The following is a 14,227-nucleotide window of genomic DNA, read 5'->3' on the forward strand; positions in this document are numbered from 1 at the left end:
TTCAATCAATCCAATCCAACCCCAACCAAAATACGAACATGAAGAAGACAGCGATTTTAACGGCACTCGCGCTCAGCGCGACAGTGTGGACGGTTTCCGCTCAAGATCAGGGCGGTCAACGTCCTGAACGTCCCGGTGGTCCACGCCCTGAAGGTGGCCAGCAAGGCCAGCGTCCTGAAGGCGGTCAACGTCCCGGTGGTGGTCAGGGACAGGGCCAAGGCGGCTTCCGTCCTATGCCGAATCCGGTGATCACGGCATTGGATGCGAATGGTGACGGTTCGATCGATGAAGCGGAATTGAAGAACGCGACGGCGGCGCTTAAGAAGCTGGACAAGGACAATGACGGCAAACTTTCGCAGGAAGAGTTGCGTCCTGCTGGCATGGGTGGTCGCGGCGGCTTCGGTGGTCAGGGCGGACCGGGAGGACAGGGTGGCCAAGGCGGCGGTGACTTCGTCGCGCGTTTCATGGAGAACGATAAGAATGCTGACGGCAAGCTCTCCAAGGACGAGATGCCCGAGCGCATGCAAGGCATGTTCAGCCGTATGGACACCAATTCTGACGGCTTTGTAGACAAGAAGGAGATTGAAACCTCAATGGCCCAGATGCGCGAACGCGGTGGTCAAGGTGGTCAACGTCCTCCGGGTGAAGGTGGTCAACGTCCGGAAGGTGGCAACCGTCCGCAACGTCCGCCGACGGAATGATCTTACTTAAATAAAAAAGGAAAGGGCAGCGTTCGCGTTGCCCTTTTTCATTTCACGAAGTCTTGAGCTACGCTGCAGGAGCGTAATGGCAGTAGATGGAGCGGAGCAAGGCCGGGTTCTGTAAAGCCTGCTCAACTTCGTGTTTTTCTTTGAGCAAATGCCAGAGTGGTTGTTTTACTTTGGGGATTTGGCAGAAAGCCTCAGAGACTTGCTTGTCCCAGTGAGATGCGAAGTGTTGCAGGTCATCTGGACGGATCTCTTTCCGGCATTCTACATGACGGCAGAGGCAGCCGAAGTTCTCGCGCAGGTTCAGCGTGCCGTAATCATCCGTGAGTTCTTCGCCAGCCTGGATATCACGCACGGCGATTTCGAAGTCGTAACCGGCAGACATGCAATTCGCATTGCAGGAGTGGTTGAAGAAGCGTGAGTGGTCCCAGCACAGGATGATATCGCCCTTGGCATCGACGAAAGAGTACTTCTCCAGGATGGCCTGATACTGAGGGTCCATGGCGTTGACCCGTTCAGGCGTGAAGACCTGATCCAGATCGTCGCGCACCCACACGATGGTGCCTTTGGGGATGAAGTGAGTGGCGAAGACGCCGTGTCCTATCTCTTCGCTGACCAGCTTAAGTTGGGTGTCCGGGTGGACCACGGACGGCGATTTAAGAAAAAGCCCGTTACGAAGCAACTACTTAGTGAATTTTCCTTAAAGATATAAGTATTACTAATCATTTCCGGCTCCGTCCGAAGCTGTAACCGCCAGAAATGCGGGACTGACGGAAGCGAGGAGCATTGCCACCCGTGCTCTTACCATCATCGAAAAGAGAGGTATACTTATAAGCGAAATTCTCGATCTTCTCACGTTTGATTGTCTGACCTATGAAACGCTCGATGGAAGCGACGTGATCGCGATCTTCTGCAAGCATCAGAGTGAGGGCATCACCGGTCGTTTGGGCACGACCTGTGCGACCGATACGATGGACGTAATCCTCCGGGTGCTGGGGGACATCGTAGTTGATGACATGACTGACGCCTTCGATATCCAAGCCGCGTGCGGCGATGTCCGTAGCGACGAGCACTTCGTATTTGCCATCGCGGAAACCTTTGAGCGCGTCTTCACGCTCGCGTTGGGTGCGATTGGAGTGAAGGACGGTGACTGCGTGGTTCTTGCGCTTGAGCAGGCTGCCGACCTGATCAGCGTTCTGCTTGGTGCGACAGAAGATGATGACAGAATCGTAGTGCAGACGTTCCAGCAGTTCGATGAGCAGGTCTGTCTTCTGCAAGGAGTTCACCGGGTAGAGCGCGTGCTTTACGGTTTCGGCTGGGCTGCGGCGAGCGCCGATTTCGACCGTTTCCGGAGTCTTCATCGCCCATTGGATGAGCGTTTCGATCTGCGGGGGGACGGTGGCGGAGAAAAGAGAGGTTTGGCGGTTCTTCGGACAACGCTCGACGATGCGACGAACGTCAGGGAGGAAGCCCATGTCCAGCATACGATCCGCTTCATCCAGCACGAGGTGCGTGATGTGGTCGAGGCGGCAGGCACCTTCCTGCATGTGATCCAAAAGACGACCGGGAGTGGCTACGAGGATATCCACACCGGTGGAAAGAGCCTCACGCTGTTTGCCGTAGCCGACACCACCATAGATCACCGCAACGGTCAGATCGGTGAAACGGCAATAATCGCGCACTGCGGTTTCCACTTGAGAGGCCAGTTCGCGAGTCGGCTCAAGAATGAGCACGCGTGGATTCTTTTGGTGCGTATCCAGTTTGGAAAGGATGGGCAGGGCAAAGGCGGCGGTTTTGCCGGTGCCGGTCTGGGCGCTGCCGATGACGTCGCGGCCTTCGAGAATGATGGGGATGGCGCGGAGCTGGATGGCGGTCGGGTCGGTGTAACCCATGGCCTTGACTCCTTCAAGGACCGGGGCGGACAGACCAAGTTGTGCAAATGACATGACTAAATCTTAGGTTCCGGAGGGCAGTAAACGGCCTTTCCAGCATCTGGATTGTCCAGAAATAAGGGAATGAAGGGAAGTCTTTAGTTTTAGCGGTTGCCAAGCGGACTGGTGCTTTTAGGCTTTCGGAATGCGATTCACCGATCTTGGCAGGGTTTTCCTTGGGGCTGTCTGGGTGGTTTTATTGGCATCGAATCTGATAGCGGCTGAGGCGTCACCTGAATTCGTGGATACCAATGGCAAGCGGCATAGCCCTTTGACGGTGGGTGAAAAGAAAGGAGCGGTGCTCGTGTTCGTTTCGCCGTTTTGTCCTACCTCAAATGCGTTTATGCCAGAGGTGAACAAGATCGCGACCCAGTATGCGGATCGCTTTGTCTTTTATTTTGTGGAAGCGGATGCGGGCATCTCGCTGCCGGATGCGCAAAAGCATGCCTAGGTGATGGAGTTCAAGGTGCCGGTGCTGCTGGACCCGAAACAGGAACTGGCCAAGCGTGTACAGGCTAAGATGCCCCCCGAAGCCGTGGTGCTAAACGGCAAGGGGGAGGTGCTTTACCAAGGCCGTATCAATGATTTCTACGTGACACAGACGAAGAAGTTGCCGGAGCCGAAAACACATGATCTGAGGGAGGCTTTGGAGGCGGTTGCAGCGGGAAAAGCGGTCCCAAATCCCAAGACGAAGGCGATCGGGTGCTCCATCACGATTGAAAAGTGAGGAGAATATTTGTGGAATAAGGTGATTTACCTGTTGCGTCCGGGGCTTGGGATGTGAATTATACGCGTCCGATCGCGTCGGAGCGTAGCTCAGCCTGGCTAGAGCACTTGCTTTGGGAGCAAGACGTCGCAGGTTCGAATCCTGTCGCTCCGACCATCTCTTCCCCTCACGGTATCATCATGACTCTCAAAGCAATCCGCGCCCAATTACATGCTTACGCGAATCCACGCCGGGCAGCTTTGATGCAGGTGTTTTTCCAGACTGCTCCCGGCGGGTATGGGGCAGGGGATAAATTCATTGGATTGACGGTGCCGCAAGTGCGTGAAGTGGTGCGATCAGGATGGGAAGTATCGCCTTCGGTGGTGCTGGGGCTGTTGAAATCACCCATCCATGAGGAACGCCTGCTGGCCTTGCTTATCTGGGTAAGGCAGTTCAGCAAAGGAGATGAAGTGCGTCGCGAAGCCATTTACCAGAGTTATCTGGAACACACGCGGTGGATCAATAATTGGGATCTCGTCGATGCGTCAGCACGGGACATCGTGGGCGCATGGCTGGCGGATAAGGACAGGGGTGTGCTTTACAAGTTGGCCAAGTCTGCGGACTTATGGGAAAGGCGTATAGCCATCATCGCCACGTTTTACTTCATACGGGAGAAGGATTCTAAGGACACGGTTGCCATTAGTGAAATGCTGCTAAGGGATGAGGAAGACCTTATTCACAAGGCCACGGGCTGGATGCTGCGTGAGACAGGGAAGCGTGATTTGGAAGTGCTGGAAGGCTTTTTAAGGAAGCATTGCCGCACAATGCCGCGCACCATGCTCCGCTACGCGATCGAGAAGCTGCCGGAGGTGCGTCGGCGTGCGTATCTGCAGGGGAAGGTGGAGAAATAAAAAAGCGCCCGGATGGTATCCGGGCGCTTATAGAAATCTAATGGACCAGTTTACTTGGCAGCGGCAGGAGCGGCGGCCTTCTTCAACTGGATGGAGAGGCGGGACTTCTTACGGTCCACGGTTTCCTTCTTGATGACGCCAGCCTTGGCGGCCTTGTCGAGAGCGGAGATGGCGACCTTCAGGGCCGATGCAGCCTCGTCTTTCTTGCCGCCTTGGAGGAGCTTCAAGTAGCTCTTTTCCAACGTCTTGACCTTGGAGATGACGGCGGTGTTACGGGACTCTTTACGGGCGCTGCTGCGCACGCGGCGTTCGGCTGACTTCGTATTCGGCATAGCTTCTAAAAATCGTTTTCTTGCAAACTAAGAGCCGCGCACTGTAACGGAACCAATAAAGTTGTCAACGGCTTGTTCAGGGATGTTTTTTTACCCATTTTAAAGGTTGGCCAGATTGGATCGCATTAAAAGCGATAGTTTTTTTCCGCCCTTTTTAGGAAAGGTGTGGTTTCGCTTGCAGGACCAGGAAATCAAAAACCCCGCAGGTTTGCACCTGCGGGGTTTTCAAATTCTCTTAAGCGGCCTTAATTATTGGCCGTTATTACCGATCGCTTCCACTGGGCAGCCTTCCATGGCTTCCTTGCACTGGGCTTCCTCTTCCGGAGAGCCGGGCTGCTTGTAGACGTAGGAGTGACCGCCGTCATCGTTGCGGGTGAAGTTCTGCGGAGCGGTTTCGCGGCACAAATCGCAGTCGATGCATTGATTGTCCACGTAGTACTTGCCCGCAATGTTTTGCGAATAGCTATTTTCTAGGTCAGCCATAAAAGTCGGTTTTTAAATCAAAACTTTGCTAGATATGCGGTCCCCTCGCGCGCTTGGCAAGACGATTCGTGGCACTTTTTCTGTCCTGTCAGCCTGTCCGGACGACCTTACGACTCACTTCCGAAGATAGCACACACTTGCTACCCTTCCAAACCGGTCGGTAAACTTCTTTTTCCTCATCCTTCCCATGATTAAAACTATTTCTACTACCTTGCATAAAAGCTTCCCATGACGCTCCGATTCCCTATCTTCCCGCCCCGTGAGTGCTAATTCTGTCCGCAAGACCAAAATCATTGCGACACTGGGTCCCGCTACCGATTCACCGGAGATGTTAGGCCGGTTGATCGATGCGGGAATGAACATTGCCCGTTTGAACATGTCCCACGCTCCCCATGACTGGGTACGGCGTGTAGTGAAAGACATCCGTGCCGCCGCCAAGGCGCGCGGAGTGAGCGTGGGTATCCTCATGGATACCCAAGGGCCCGCCATCCGCACCGGCGATCTGCCGGTCGCCCTGGATCTCCAGCCCGGTGAAATCTTCAACTTCACCGTCCGCGGTGAACAGAGTGAAGAACACCGCTCGGTGGATGTGAACTACGAGAACTTTATCAACGATATCAGCGTAGGCGATACTGTCCTGGTGGATAACGGGGCCATCCACATGAAAGTGCTGGCCAAGCATAACAACCATGTGAAGTGCGAAGTGCTTACCCCGGGCAAACTGGGTAGCCGTCGGCACATCAACTTGCCTGGCGTGAAAGTCAGTTTGCCAGCCATGACGAGCAAAGATTTGGCGGATATCGCCGTCGGGCTCGAGATGGGCGTTGATTACATCGCGCTCTCCTTCGTGCGCGAATCCAAGGACATCCAGCAGCTCCGCGCTGTGGTGGAAAAAGCCAATCCGCGTCCGCTCATCGTGGCGAAGATCGAGGATCAGCAGGCCATCAAGAATATCAACAGCATCATCGCGGAAGCGGATGCCATCATGGTGGCCCGCGGGGACCTCGGCATCGAGTGCCCTTACGAGGAGCTGCCCATCATCCAGCGCAAGATTGTGAAGACATGTCTGCGCGTTGGTCGCCCGGTCATCGTGGCCACGCACATGCTGGAAAGCATGATCTCTACGCCGCATCCGACGCGCGCCGAGATCACGGACGTGGCGAATGCCGTCTATGAACAGGCAGACGCCATCATGCTCAGCGGTGAAACCACGGTGGGCAAGTATCCGCTCAAATGTCTCGAAGTGATGGATCGTGTGGCCAGCCGTATCGAACGCTCTGGCGGTGCGAACTTCCAGGAACGTGCCGAGTTCACCAGCCCGCGACAGAAGCTCGTGAAGAGCGCTGTGGTGATGGCGGATGAATTGCGCGCGGATGCCATCGTGATCTTCACGATCCGCGGCACCATGGCGCGTTACACCTCATGGATGCGCCCACGTCATTCCAAGATCTTCGCCGTGTGCGAATCTCAGGAGATGGCGGACCAGATGACGTTGCTCTATGGCGTTGTGCCGGTAGTGATGCCGTTCAACCACGCATCACCGGAGAAGACGATCAGCCCGGCGATTGATGCCTTGAAGAAGAGCGGTTATGTGGCCAAGGGGAACACCGTGGTGGTCGTGAGTTCCATCTCGGCTGAGGAACGCATCGTGGAAGCGATCCAGATGCGGGTGGTGGAGTAAGTCTAAAAACAACTGTTACGAAAGAGGCTGCGCCGTTTGGTGTAGCCTCTTTTTATGTACGTATGAGAATAAAACCCCGCTTAAATCCAGAACCGAACAAAAACTTTCATCTGCCCGCCTGCATCATCACTTGTTAACTAGGCTGCTACTGTCGAAAAATATGACAAACGTAGATTTTACGATATAGTGAAAGTTGGGTATGAGTGAGCATCGCCTTCCGGCACATGTTTTGAACCTCGGGTATCTTGAGGAACTCCAGTCGGCACACGAACGGGACCCTAAAACCGTGCCGCCTGAGTGGGGCGAATATTTTCAGTCCGTCTCCAATGGCAAGGTGGCCTCTTCAGCAGAACTGCGTCCATCACCCGCACCCGTCAAAGCCAAGCCCTTAGCGCAGCCAAAGCTATCTCCCGTCACCTCGAATGGTGCGGATTCTGGTGTCTGGCATGACCGCATCAATCAGCTCATCCGGTCCTATCGCGTGCGCGGCCATATCATCGCGCAGGTGCATCCCATCGGTGAGACGCCGCGTATCCCGGCGGAGTTAGACCCTTCCTATTACGGTTTTTCTGCCAGTGATTTCGATCGCGAGTTCTCCTGCGAAACCTTGGTGGATGAGAACCCGCTGACGCTTCGTAAAATTCTAGAGATTTTGCGGAATACTTATTGTCGCTCCATCGGCGTGCAATACATGCACATTGATGATCTGGATGTGCGGCAATGGTTGCAGCAGCAGATGGAGCCGTGCCAGAACCGCATCACGCTCGCGCCGGATATCCAGAAACGCATCTTTTCCAGACTCACCGATGCGACGATGTTCGAGGAGTTCATCCGTAAAAAGTTTCTCGGCGCGAAAAGCTTTTCACTCGAAGGCAGTGAAAGCCTGTTGCCGCTGCTCGACCTCGCCATTGAGAAGGCCGGTGGCCAGGGCGTGAAGGAGATCGTTATCGGCATGGCGCATCGTGGGCGGTTGAACGTGCTCGCGAACATCATGGGCAAAAGTCCACGCCAGATTTTCCGCGAGTTCGCCGATGCTGATCCGCAATATTACGTGGGCGGTGGCGATGTGAAATATCATCTCGGCCACAGCAATGATTGGCAGACGGCGGCGGGTGATACGGTTCACCTCTCGCTGTGCTTTAATCCGAGCCACCTCGAATTCGTGAACACCGTGGTGCTGGGCCGTGTGCGAGCGAAGCAAGATCGTGTGGGCGATACGGATCACACTTCATGCATGGGCTTGCTCATCCACGGTGATGCGGCATTTGCCGGTGAAGGCATCGTGCAGGAGACGCTTAATCTCAGTCAGCTTGCTGGCTACACCACTGGTGGGACGTTGCATATCGTGGTGAATAATCAGATCGGATTCACCACCACGCCGGGTGATGCGCGTTCCTGCCTTTACGCCACGGATGTTGCGCGCATGTTGCAAGTGCCCATCTTCCATGTGAATGGTGAGGACCCGGAGGCGGTCGCGCAGTCGTTGCATGTGGCAATGGATTTCCGGAAGAAATTCAAACGCGACGTGTTCATCGACATGTATGGCTATCGCAAGCTGGGCCATAACGAAACGGATGAACCGTCCTTCACGCAACCGGTGCTGTATCAAGCCATCGCCCAGCGCAAGCCGGTGCGTGAGGCGTATCTGGAGCAGTTGTTAAAACTCGAAGGCATCTCTGCCGAAGAAGCCGAACAGATCGCTGCTGAACGCCGTGAGAAATTGGAGAAGGAGCTGACGGAGTCTAAGAATAAAGATTACAAGCGGCCTGGCGAGAAGGCGCGTGGGGTGTGGGCGAAGAGTGCCTATCATGGTGGTGATGAAGAGACGGTGAAAGAGGTGAAGACGGGCGTGGAACAAAAGCGCCTGAGCGAGCTGCTGAAGAAGCTGACGGAACGTCCTAAGCAATTCACGCCGCATCCGAAGCTTGAGCGTATTCGCGAGACTTGGCTCAAGATGGCGGAAGGGGGAGAGCCGCTCGATTGGGCCGCCGCTGAAGCACTCGCATATGCTTCACTCGCTACGGAAGGCGTTCGTATCCGCATCTCGGGACAGGATGCGCGACGCGGCACGTTCAGTCATCGTCATGCCGTGCTGCATGATTTTCAAGGCAAGGGCATCTACACCCCGTTGCAACATCTCTCTCCAGAGCAAGCACCGTTCGAGGTCTATAACAGCCCCTTGTCCGAGGCCGGGGTGCTGGGCTTTGATTATGGTTACAGCTTGGATTACCCAGATGGCCTGGTGATCTGGGAGGCGCAGTTCGGTGATTTTGTGAATGCCGCGCAGGTGATCATTGATCAGTTCATCACCAGCGCGGAGGATAAGTGGAAGCGCCTTTCCGGCCTCGTCATGCTGCTGCCGCATGGTTACGAGGGCATGGGGCCAGAGCATTCGAGCGCGCGCTTGGAACGATTCCTCGGGCTTTGCGCGGAAGATAATATGCAGGTGGCGTATCCTTCCACACCCGCACAGTTCTTCCATTTGCTACGACGTCAGGCGTTGAGTCTGTGGCGCAAGCCTTTGGTGGTGCTGACGCCGAAGAGCATGCTGCGTCTACCAGAAGCGCGATCGACTTTGGCGGAACTTGCGGAAGGTTCTTTTCAGCGGGTCATTCCCGACACAGAGGCCAAGCAAGCCAGCCGTATTCTGCTCTGCAGCGGCAAGGTCTATCACGAACTGGTGAAGCATCGCACCGAACACAAGCGCGATGACGTGGCCATCCTGCGGCTCGAACAATTTTATCCGCTCAAACGCGATCTGCTGGAAGAGCAACTGAAAGCATTTCCGAAAGGCACACCGCTGGTCTGGGTGCAGGAGGAGCCGATCAATATGGGCGCTTACGGTTATCTGCATCTGCACTTGAGTCGCTTGCGGGATTATCCGCTCTCGGTGGCTGCGCGCGCTGAATCGGCCAGCCCGGCTTCTGGTTCCTCCACGGTTCACAAACAGGAACAGCAACTCATCATCAACTTCGCTTTTGGGCAGGCTTCCTGACGTATTTTGAAAGAACACTTTTATGGCCATTGAAATCAAAATCCCCTCCTTGGGCGAATCCATCACCGAGGTTCAGATCGCTTCCTGGCTGGTGAAGGAAGGCGATAGCGTGACGAAGGATCAGAATCTCGTAAGCATCGAGAGCGAGAAAGCCACGGTGGAAATCGCCGCGCCCGAGGCCGGTGTGGTCGGCAAGATTCTGAAGGGTAACGGCTCCGCCGCGAATGTCGGCGATGTGATCGGCAGCATCGAGGCAGGCGGTGAAAAACCTGCGGATACCAAAGCGGAAAAACCGGCCGAGGCGAAGGAAGAGAAAACTGCCGCGCCAGCCCCTGAGAAAAAGGCCGCGAAGAAGAGTTCTGCTGAGAAGAGCGCAACCACTGCATCGGCTCCCGTTGAGAAACCGGCGGAGAAGAAAGAACCGGCCAAGGAAGCGGAAGCGAAAACAACTGCGTCTGAAAAACCAGCGAGCGAACCTGCCCCCAGCAAGCCCGTGAAGAATGAAGTGGCCCCGCAACCTGTCGTTGAAAACGAGGAAGAGATGACGGAAGAAGCGAGTGAGCCTGAGGTGAAAGCACCGGTTGCCAAAGAAACTGCATCGGCACCAGCGCAGAAGCCGGTGAGCAAAGATGATTCGCGTCGCGAAGAGGTAAAGCCGATGACGCCTTTGCGTCGCACGGTGGCGAAGCGTCTCGTTGAGGCACAGCACAGCATGGCGATCCTCAGCACGTTCAACGAGATCGACATGTCCAAGGTGATGGCGCTTCGCAAACAATATCAGGAGGCATTTCAGGCGAAGGCCGGGGTGAAGCTCGGTTTCATGTCCTTCTTCGTGAAGGCCGTCATCGAAGCCCTCAAGACGGTGCCGCAGCTCAATGCGGAGATTCGTGGCAATGACATTGTGTATCGTCATTACTATGACATCGGCGTGGCGATCGGTGCGGGCAAGGGGTTGGTCGTGCCGCCGATCCGTAATGCGGAGAAGTTGAGTTTTGGCGAGATCGAGAAAACCATCGCGGACCTCGGTGTGCGGGCGAAGGATAACAAATTGAAACCGCAGGAATTGGAGGGCGGCACGTTCACCATCAGCAATGGCGGTATCTATGGCTCGTTGCTCTCCACGCCCATTATCAACCCTCCGCAGAGTGGCATCCTCGGCCTGCACAGCATCCAAGAGCGCCCCGTGGCCCGCGATGGCCAAGTCGTCATCCGCCCCATGATGTACGTGGCACTGAGCTACGACCACCGCATCGTCGATGGGCGGGAGGCGGTGCAATTCCTCGTCCGCGTGAAGGATATCATCGAAGACCCGACGCGGTTGTTGTTGGAGATTTGAGGTTGCTTGTTCTTGGAGCGCGACTGTGTGTGCGGAGCACCAGTCGCAGCGGGTGGATAGCTAAAGGAAGTCTCGAAATATTTTATAGGCGCTCGGCGTGTTTCGCGTGCTGCGGCTGATTCCGCAAGCGGAACACAGCCGCGGTCCAAAGGAGGGCAATAGGTTTCATTGCCTACTAACCTTCCGCTGGCCAATCCTGGATAATTCGCCTATACACTAGCGAATGCAGTCGTTGTTCCAACCGCCGGGTGGCGAGAAAACGTGGTCAGCCGTGGCTTTGCTCCTCGGTGGCGCGGTTTCCATCAGCATGGCTGCATCAGGGAACGTGCCTTCGCCCGCCATCTCTTACATCTCCGGCTTTTGGTTTTTAGCGTCCGGTTTTGGGGTGTGGCGCAATCGGCTGTGGGGATATTGGCTGGGTTTGTTGGCCACGGCGTTTGTCTCGGGGCGCCTGGCCATTCTACTCATTAGCGATCCGTTCGAGTGGTCCCGGCTCATCTTCTGCCTGTGCTTCGCGTGGTTCACGGTGGCGTTGTTCATGGAGCGTCCGCGTCGTAGCAAGGACGATCGCCCGCTTATCTCGCTGGTGCTGCTATTGAAGGAATCGCGCACGATGGATGTACATTCGCTTTCGCAGCGCTTGAGTATCGCGTGGGGTGTGCCGGTAGAGACGGCGAAGGATAAAGATGTTTCGGAGGATGAAAACGTGGCGGATAAGACGTATATCGTCGGCTCCACGCCCATCTTCATGATCGGGCATCAGGGCGGGTTCTATCTGGTGAATAATTTTGATCGTCCGTATTTCGATGAACCGGACAAGGCGGCAGAGGATTGCGCTGAGTTACGGCTACGGAAGGTCATCCGTGAACATCGCGCCTGGTTATCTGTGGACCTGTTACGCGTGGGTAATCTGCCGGAGCGCACGACGGCTTACCGGCAGATCGCACATCTGGTGGCCGAATTGGCGGGCGATGATTGCCTGGCGGTTTATTGCCCGGAGAGCGGGCATCTGAATCTTTTCGATAACAGCCTCATTGATGAATTGCGCAGTGAGAATCCGCTCGAGGTTTTCCAGAAACTGACGCATTTGCCGATCATCCAGGTGGATGGCGAAGACCCGGAGATGGTGGCAGCGGTGGCCGAGGCGCGGCGTCGCTGGCCGGAGTTCGTGAGTGCCTTTGGGCAACGTCAGCTAGAGCAGAGCTTTGCCATCAAGGCACCGATTACGCGCAACGGCAACACAGAGTTCATCTGGGTCAGCGTGGACAAGATTGAAGGGGACCAGATTCACGGTCGCCTCGATAATGATCCGGGGGATTTGGGCGAGCTGAAGGCCGGTGACAAGGTGACGGTGACTGTGGCCGAGCTGAACGACTGGGTTTTCAGCAAGGGCGAGGATATGACGGGGCTGTTCACCACGAAGGTGCTGATGAAGAAGCAGGGGAAGTAGTAGCTATTGGATTTTGCGGTTACCCCTCACCCCGGCCCTCTCCCTTCCGAGGGGCGAGGGAGGTGGAGCATTGTTCTGCCTTCCTTATCCATTGGTATTTCGGGCGCGATTACATGATGCGCTCATGGCTTCAAAGCCTAAACTTTGCACTTTGAAGTTTTCCTGCCTTGCTTAACCTCCCCGCACTGAAATGGCCGTGAAGTTTTACAACACCTTGTCGCGCTCCCTCGAGGAGTTCGTGCCGCTTGATCCAGCCGGTAAAGCCGTGGGCATGTATTGCTGCGGGCCGACGATCCATGACTTCGCGCACATCGGCAATTTCCGCACGTTCGTTTTCACGGATCTCTTGCGGCGCTATCTGGAGTTCCGTGGTTATGCGGTGAAGCACGTGATGAACATCACGGACGTGGAGGACAAGATCATCAAGCGCGTGCGTGAGGCGAAGACCACCCTGCGCGAATACACGGGCAAGTATGAGGCGGCTTTCCTCGAAGACCTGAAGACGCTGGCGTGCAAGTCGCCTTCCGTCACACCGCGTGCTACGGAATACATTCCGCAGATCGTTTCGTTGATCGAGAAGCTCATCGCGCGGGGCATCGCTTATCAGGCGGCGGATGGTTCGGTGTATTTCAGCATCGATAAATATCGCGGGTGCGGCTGCAAGTATGGCCAGCTCGTGAATCTGAATTTTGACGGCATGCGCGTGGGCGAACGCGTGGCGAGTGATGAGTATGAGAAGGAATCGCTCGCCGATTTCGCACTCTGGAAATCACGCGTGCCCGAGGATGGCGAAGTGTTCTGGGACAGTCCTTGGGGCCAAGGTCGTCCGGGCTGGCACATCGAGTGCAGCGCCATGAGCATGGACGTGCTGGGCACGAGCTTCGATATTCATGCGGGTGGTGAAGACCTGATGTTCCCGCATCATGAGGACGAGATCGCCCAGAGCGAAGGCGCGGGTGTGCAAGCTCCCGGCCAGAAGTTCGTGAAGTATTGGCTGCATGGCTCGCACTTGCTGGTGGAGGGCAAGAAGATGAGCAAGTCGCTCGGGAACTTCTTCACGTTGCGTGATCTGCTGGGCAAGGGATTCAACGGGCGCGAGATCCGTTATCTGATGATCAGCGCGCATTACCGCGAGCAGTTCAATTTCACGCTTGAAGGTTTGAGTGGAGCACGCACGGCACTGGCGCGTATCGATGAGTGCTTGTTGAAATTGCGCGAGATCGCGGGCCAGACGGCTGCATCGGGTGAATCCGAACTCACTAAGCGTTTCACGGAAGCGTTGGATGAAGATCTGAACGTGGCGGCGGCTTGGGGTGCGGTGTTCGAGTGGGTGCGCGAGACGAATCGCAAACTGGCGGCGAATGAACTGAACGCAGCGCAAGCGGCAACGGAGTTGAAAGCGTGGGAGACGATCGATCAGGTGCTGGGCATCGGTGCAAAGGCGACGGATGAGGTTCCAGCGGAATTGCTCGCGCTCTTGGAAGAACGTCAGGCGGCGCGCAAGGCGAAGAATTTTAAACGCTCCGATGTCATCCGCGATGAACTCAAGGCGAAGGGCTGGGTGATCGAGGACACGCCGAAGGGGCCGCGGTTGAAGAAGATTTAGGCGCCTTGGTGGAGCGCGGAACTGTGTCCCGCAGTGGCTCGCATACGGAGGACTGCCTTGAAAATTTAGCGCGGGCTTTGCTGTTCATG

13 protein-coding genes and 1 tRNA gene are annotated in these 14,227 nt (G+C 55.8%); 10 read left to right on the top strand and 4 right to left on the bottom strand.

Going from position 1 to position 14,227, the window contains the following annotated elements; genetic code table 11:
• Positions 1-38: 38 nt before the first annotated feature.
• Positions 39-701: a hypothetical protein gene (locus tag VGH19_16765; protein ID HEY1173023.1), complete on the top strand. Its 663-nt coding sequence runs from the start codon at positions 39-41 to the stop codon at positions 699-701.
• Positions 702-768: 67 nt separating this feature from the next.
• On the opposite strand, the gene VGH19_16770 is transcribed toward VGH19_16765, so the two are convergent.
• Positions 769-1,353 (bottom strand): SET domain-containing protein, encoded by a 585-nt coding sequence (locus VGH19_16770; GenBank protein ID HEY1173024.1) that lies wholly within the window; start codon positions 1,351-1,353, stop codon positions 769-771.
• A 76-nt stretch (positions 1,354-1,429) separates the two neighbouring features.
• A complete protein-coding gene (locus VGH19_16775; protein HEY1173025.1) occupies positions 1,430-2,653 on the bottom strand; it encodes a DEAD/DEAH box helicase in 1,224 nt (407 codons plus the stop codon).
• Positions 2,654-2,783: 130 nt separating this feature from the next.
• Between VGH19_16775 and VGH19_16780 the strand changes: the two genes are divergently transcribed.
• From VGH19_16780 to VGH19_16795, 4 genes are all read left to right on the top strand, one after another.
• Positions 2,784-3,089, top strand: coding sequence for a hypothetical protein (locus VGH19_16780; GenBank protein HEY1173026.1), 306 nt, complete (start codon positions 2,784-2,786; stop codon positions 3,087-3,089).
• A gap of 3 nt (positions 3,090-3,092) precedes the next feature.
• Positions 3,093-3,365 carry a hypothetical protein gene (locus VGH19_16785; GenBank protein ID HEY1173027.1) on the top strand — a complete coding sequence of 91 codons (273 nt, stop codon included), beginning with the start codon at positions 3,093-3,095 and terminating at the stop codon, positions 3,363-3,365.
• Between the two features lie 78 nt (positions 3,366-3,443).
• A tRNA-Pro gene (locus VGH19_16790) sits at positions 3,444-3,521 on the top strand.
• Positions 3,522-3,544: 23 nt separating this feature from the next.
• Positions 3,545-4,255: a DNA alkylation repair protein gene (locus VGH19_16795; GenBank protein ID HEY1173028.1), complete on the top strand. Its 711-nt coding sequence runs from the start codon at positions 3,545-3,547 to the stop codon at positions 4,253-4,255.
• Between the two features lie 50 nt (positions 4,256-4,305).
• On the opposite strand, the gene rpsT is transcribed toward VGH19_16795, so the two are convergent.
• Entirely contained in the window at positions 4,306-4,587 is a 282-nt protein-coding gene (rpsT, locus tag VGH19_16800) for a 30S ribosomal protein S20 (GenBank protein HEY1173029.1), read from the bottom strand.
• Between the two features lie 249 nt (positions 4,588-4,836).
• Complete coding sequence (locus VGH19_16805) at positions 4,837-5,070, bottom strand: ferredoxin (GenBank protein ID HEY1173030.1); 234 nt, start codon at positions 5,068-5,070, stop codon at positions 4,837-4,839.
• Between the two features lie 259 nt (positions 5,071-5,329).
• Between VGH19_16805 and pyk the strand changes: the two genes are divergently transcribed.
• From pyk to cysS, 5 genes are all read left to right on the top strand, one after another.
• Positions 5,330-6,751: a pyruvate kinase gene (gene pyk / locus VGH19_16810; protein HEY1173031.1), complete on the top strand. Its 1,422-nt coding sequence runs from the start codon at positions 5,330-5,332 to the stop codon at positions 6,749-6,751.
• A gap of 199 nt (positions 6,752-6,950) precedes the next feature.
• Positions 6,951-9,746 carry a 2-oxoglutarate dehydrogenase E1 component gene (locus VGH19_16815; GenBank protein ID HEY1173032.1) on the top strand — a complete coding sequence of 932 codons (2,796 nt, stop codon included), beginning with the start codon at positions 6,951-6,953 and terminating at the stop codon, positions 9,744-9,746.
• 22 nt (positions 9,747-9,768) lie between these two features.
• Positions 9,769-11,082: a 2-oxoglutarate dehydrogenase complex dihydrolipoyllysine-residue succinyltransferase gene (gene odhB, locus VGH19_16820; protein ID HEY1173033.1), complete on the top strand. Its 1,314-nt coding sequence runs from the start codon at positions 9,769-9,771 to the stop codon at positions 11,080-11,082.
• 223 nt (positions 11,083-11,305) lie between these two features.
• Positions 11,306-12,532 (top strand): DUF2314 domain-containing protein, encoded by a 1,227-nt coding sequence (locus VGH19_16825; GenBank protein HEY1173034.1) that lies wholly within the window; start codon positions 11,306-11,308, stop codon positions 12,530-12,532.
• Between the two features lie 190 nt (positions 12,533-12,722).
• Positions 12,723-14,138: a cysteine--tRNA ligase gene (cysS, locus tag VGH19_16830; protein HEY1173035.1), complete on the top strand. Its 1,416-nt coding sequence runs from the start codon at positions 12,723-12,725 to the stop codon at positions 14,136-14,138.
• The last annotated feature ends 89 nt before the right edge of the window (positions 14,139-14,227 follow it).

This window comes from Verrucomicrobiia bacterium (assembly GCA_036405135.1).
Taxonomy (GTDB): domain Bacteria; phylum Verrucomicrobiota; class Verrucomicrobiia; order Limisphaerales; family JAEYXS01; genus JAEYXS01.

What these genes read in the sequence shown, in the direction of transcription:
- odhB (HEY1173033.1), top strand. Translation starts at nt 9,769, where the DNA reads ATGGCCATTGAAATCAAAATCCCCTCCTTGGGCGAATCCATCACCGAG.
- VGH19_16775 (HEY1173025.1), bottom strand. Translation starts at nt 2,653, where the DNA reads ATGTCATTTGCACAACTTGGTCTGTCCGCCCCGGTCCTTGAAGGAGTC.
- VGH19_16785 (HEY1173027.1), top strand. Translation starts at nt 3,093, where the DNA reads ATGGAGTTCAAGGTGCCGGTGCTGCTGGACCCGAAACAGGAACTGGCC.
- VGH19_16825 (HEY1173034.1), top strand. Translation starts at nt 11,306, where the DNA reads ATGCAGTCGTTGTTCCAACCGCCGGGTGGCGAGAAAACGTGGTCAGCC.
- rpsT (HEY1173029.1), bottom strand. Translation starts at nt 4,587, where the DNA reads ATGCCGAATACGAAGTCAGCCGAACGCCGCGTGCGCAGCAGCGCCCGT.
- VGH19_16805 (HEY1173030.1), bottom strand. Translation starts at nt 5,070, where the DNA reads ATGGCTGACCTAGAAAATAGCTATTCGCAAAACATTGCGGGCAAGTAC.
- VGH19_16815 (HEY1173032.1), top strand. Translation starts at nt 6,951, where the DNA reads ATGAGTGAGCATCGCCTTCCGGCACATGTTTTGAACCTCGGGTATCTT.
- VGH19_16780 (HEY1173026.1), top strand. Translation starts at nt 2,784, where the DNA reads ATGCGATTCACCGATCTTGGCAGGGTTTTCCTTGGGGCTGTCTGGGTG.
- VGH19_16765 (HEY1173023.1), top strand. Translation starts at nt 39, where the DNA reads ATGAAGAAGACAGCGATTTTAACGGCACTCGCGCTCAGCGCGACAGTG.
- VGH19_16795 (HEY1173028.1), top strand. Translation starts at nt 3,545, where the DNA reads ATGACTCTCAAAGCAATCCGCGCCCAATTACATGCTTACGCGAATCCA.
- cysS (HEY1173035.1), top strand. Translation starts at nt 12,723, where the DNA reads ATGGCCGTGAAGTTTTACAACACCTTGTCGCGCTCCCTCGAGGAGTTC.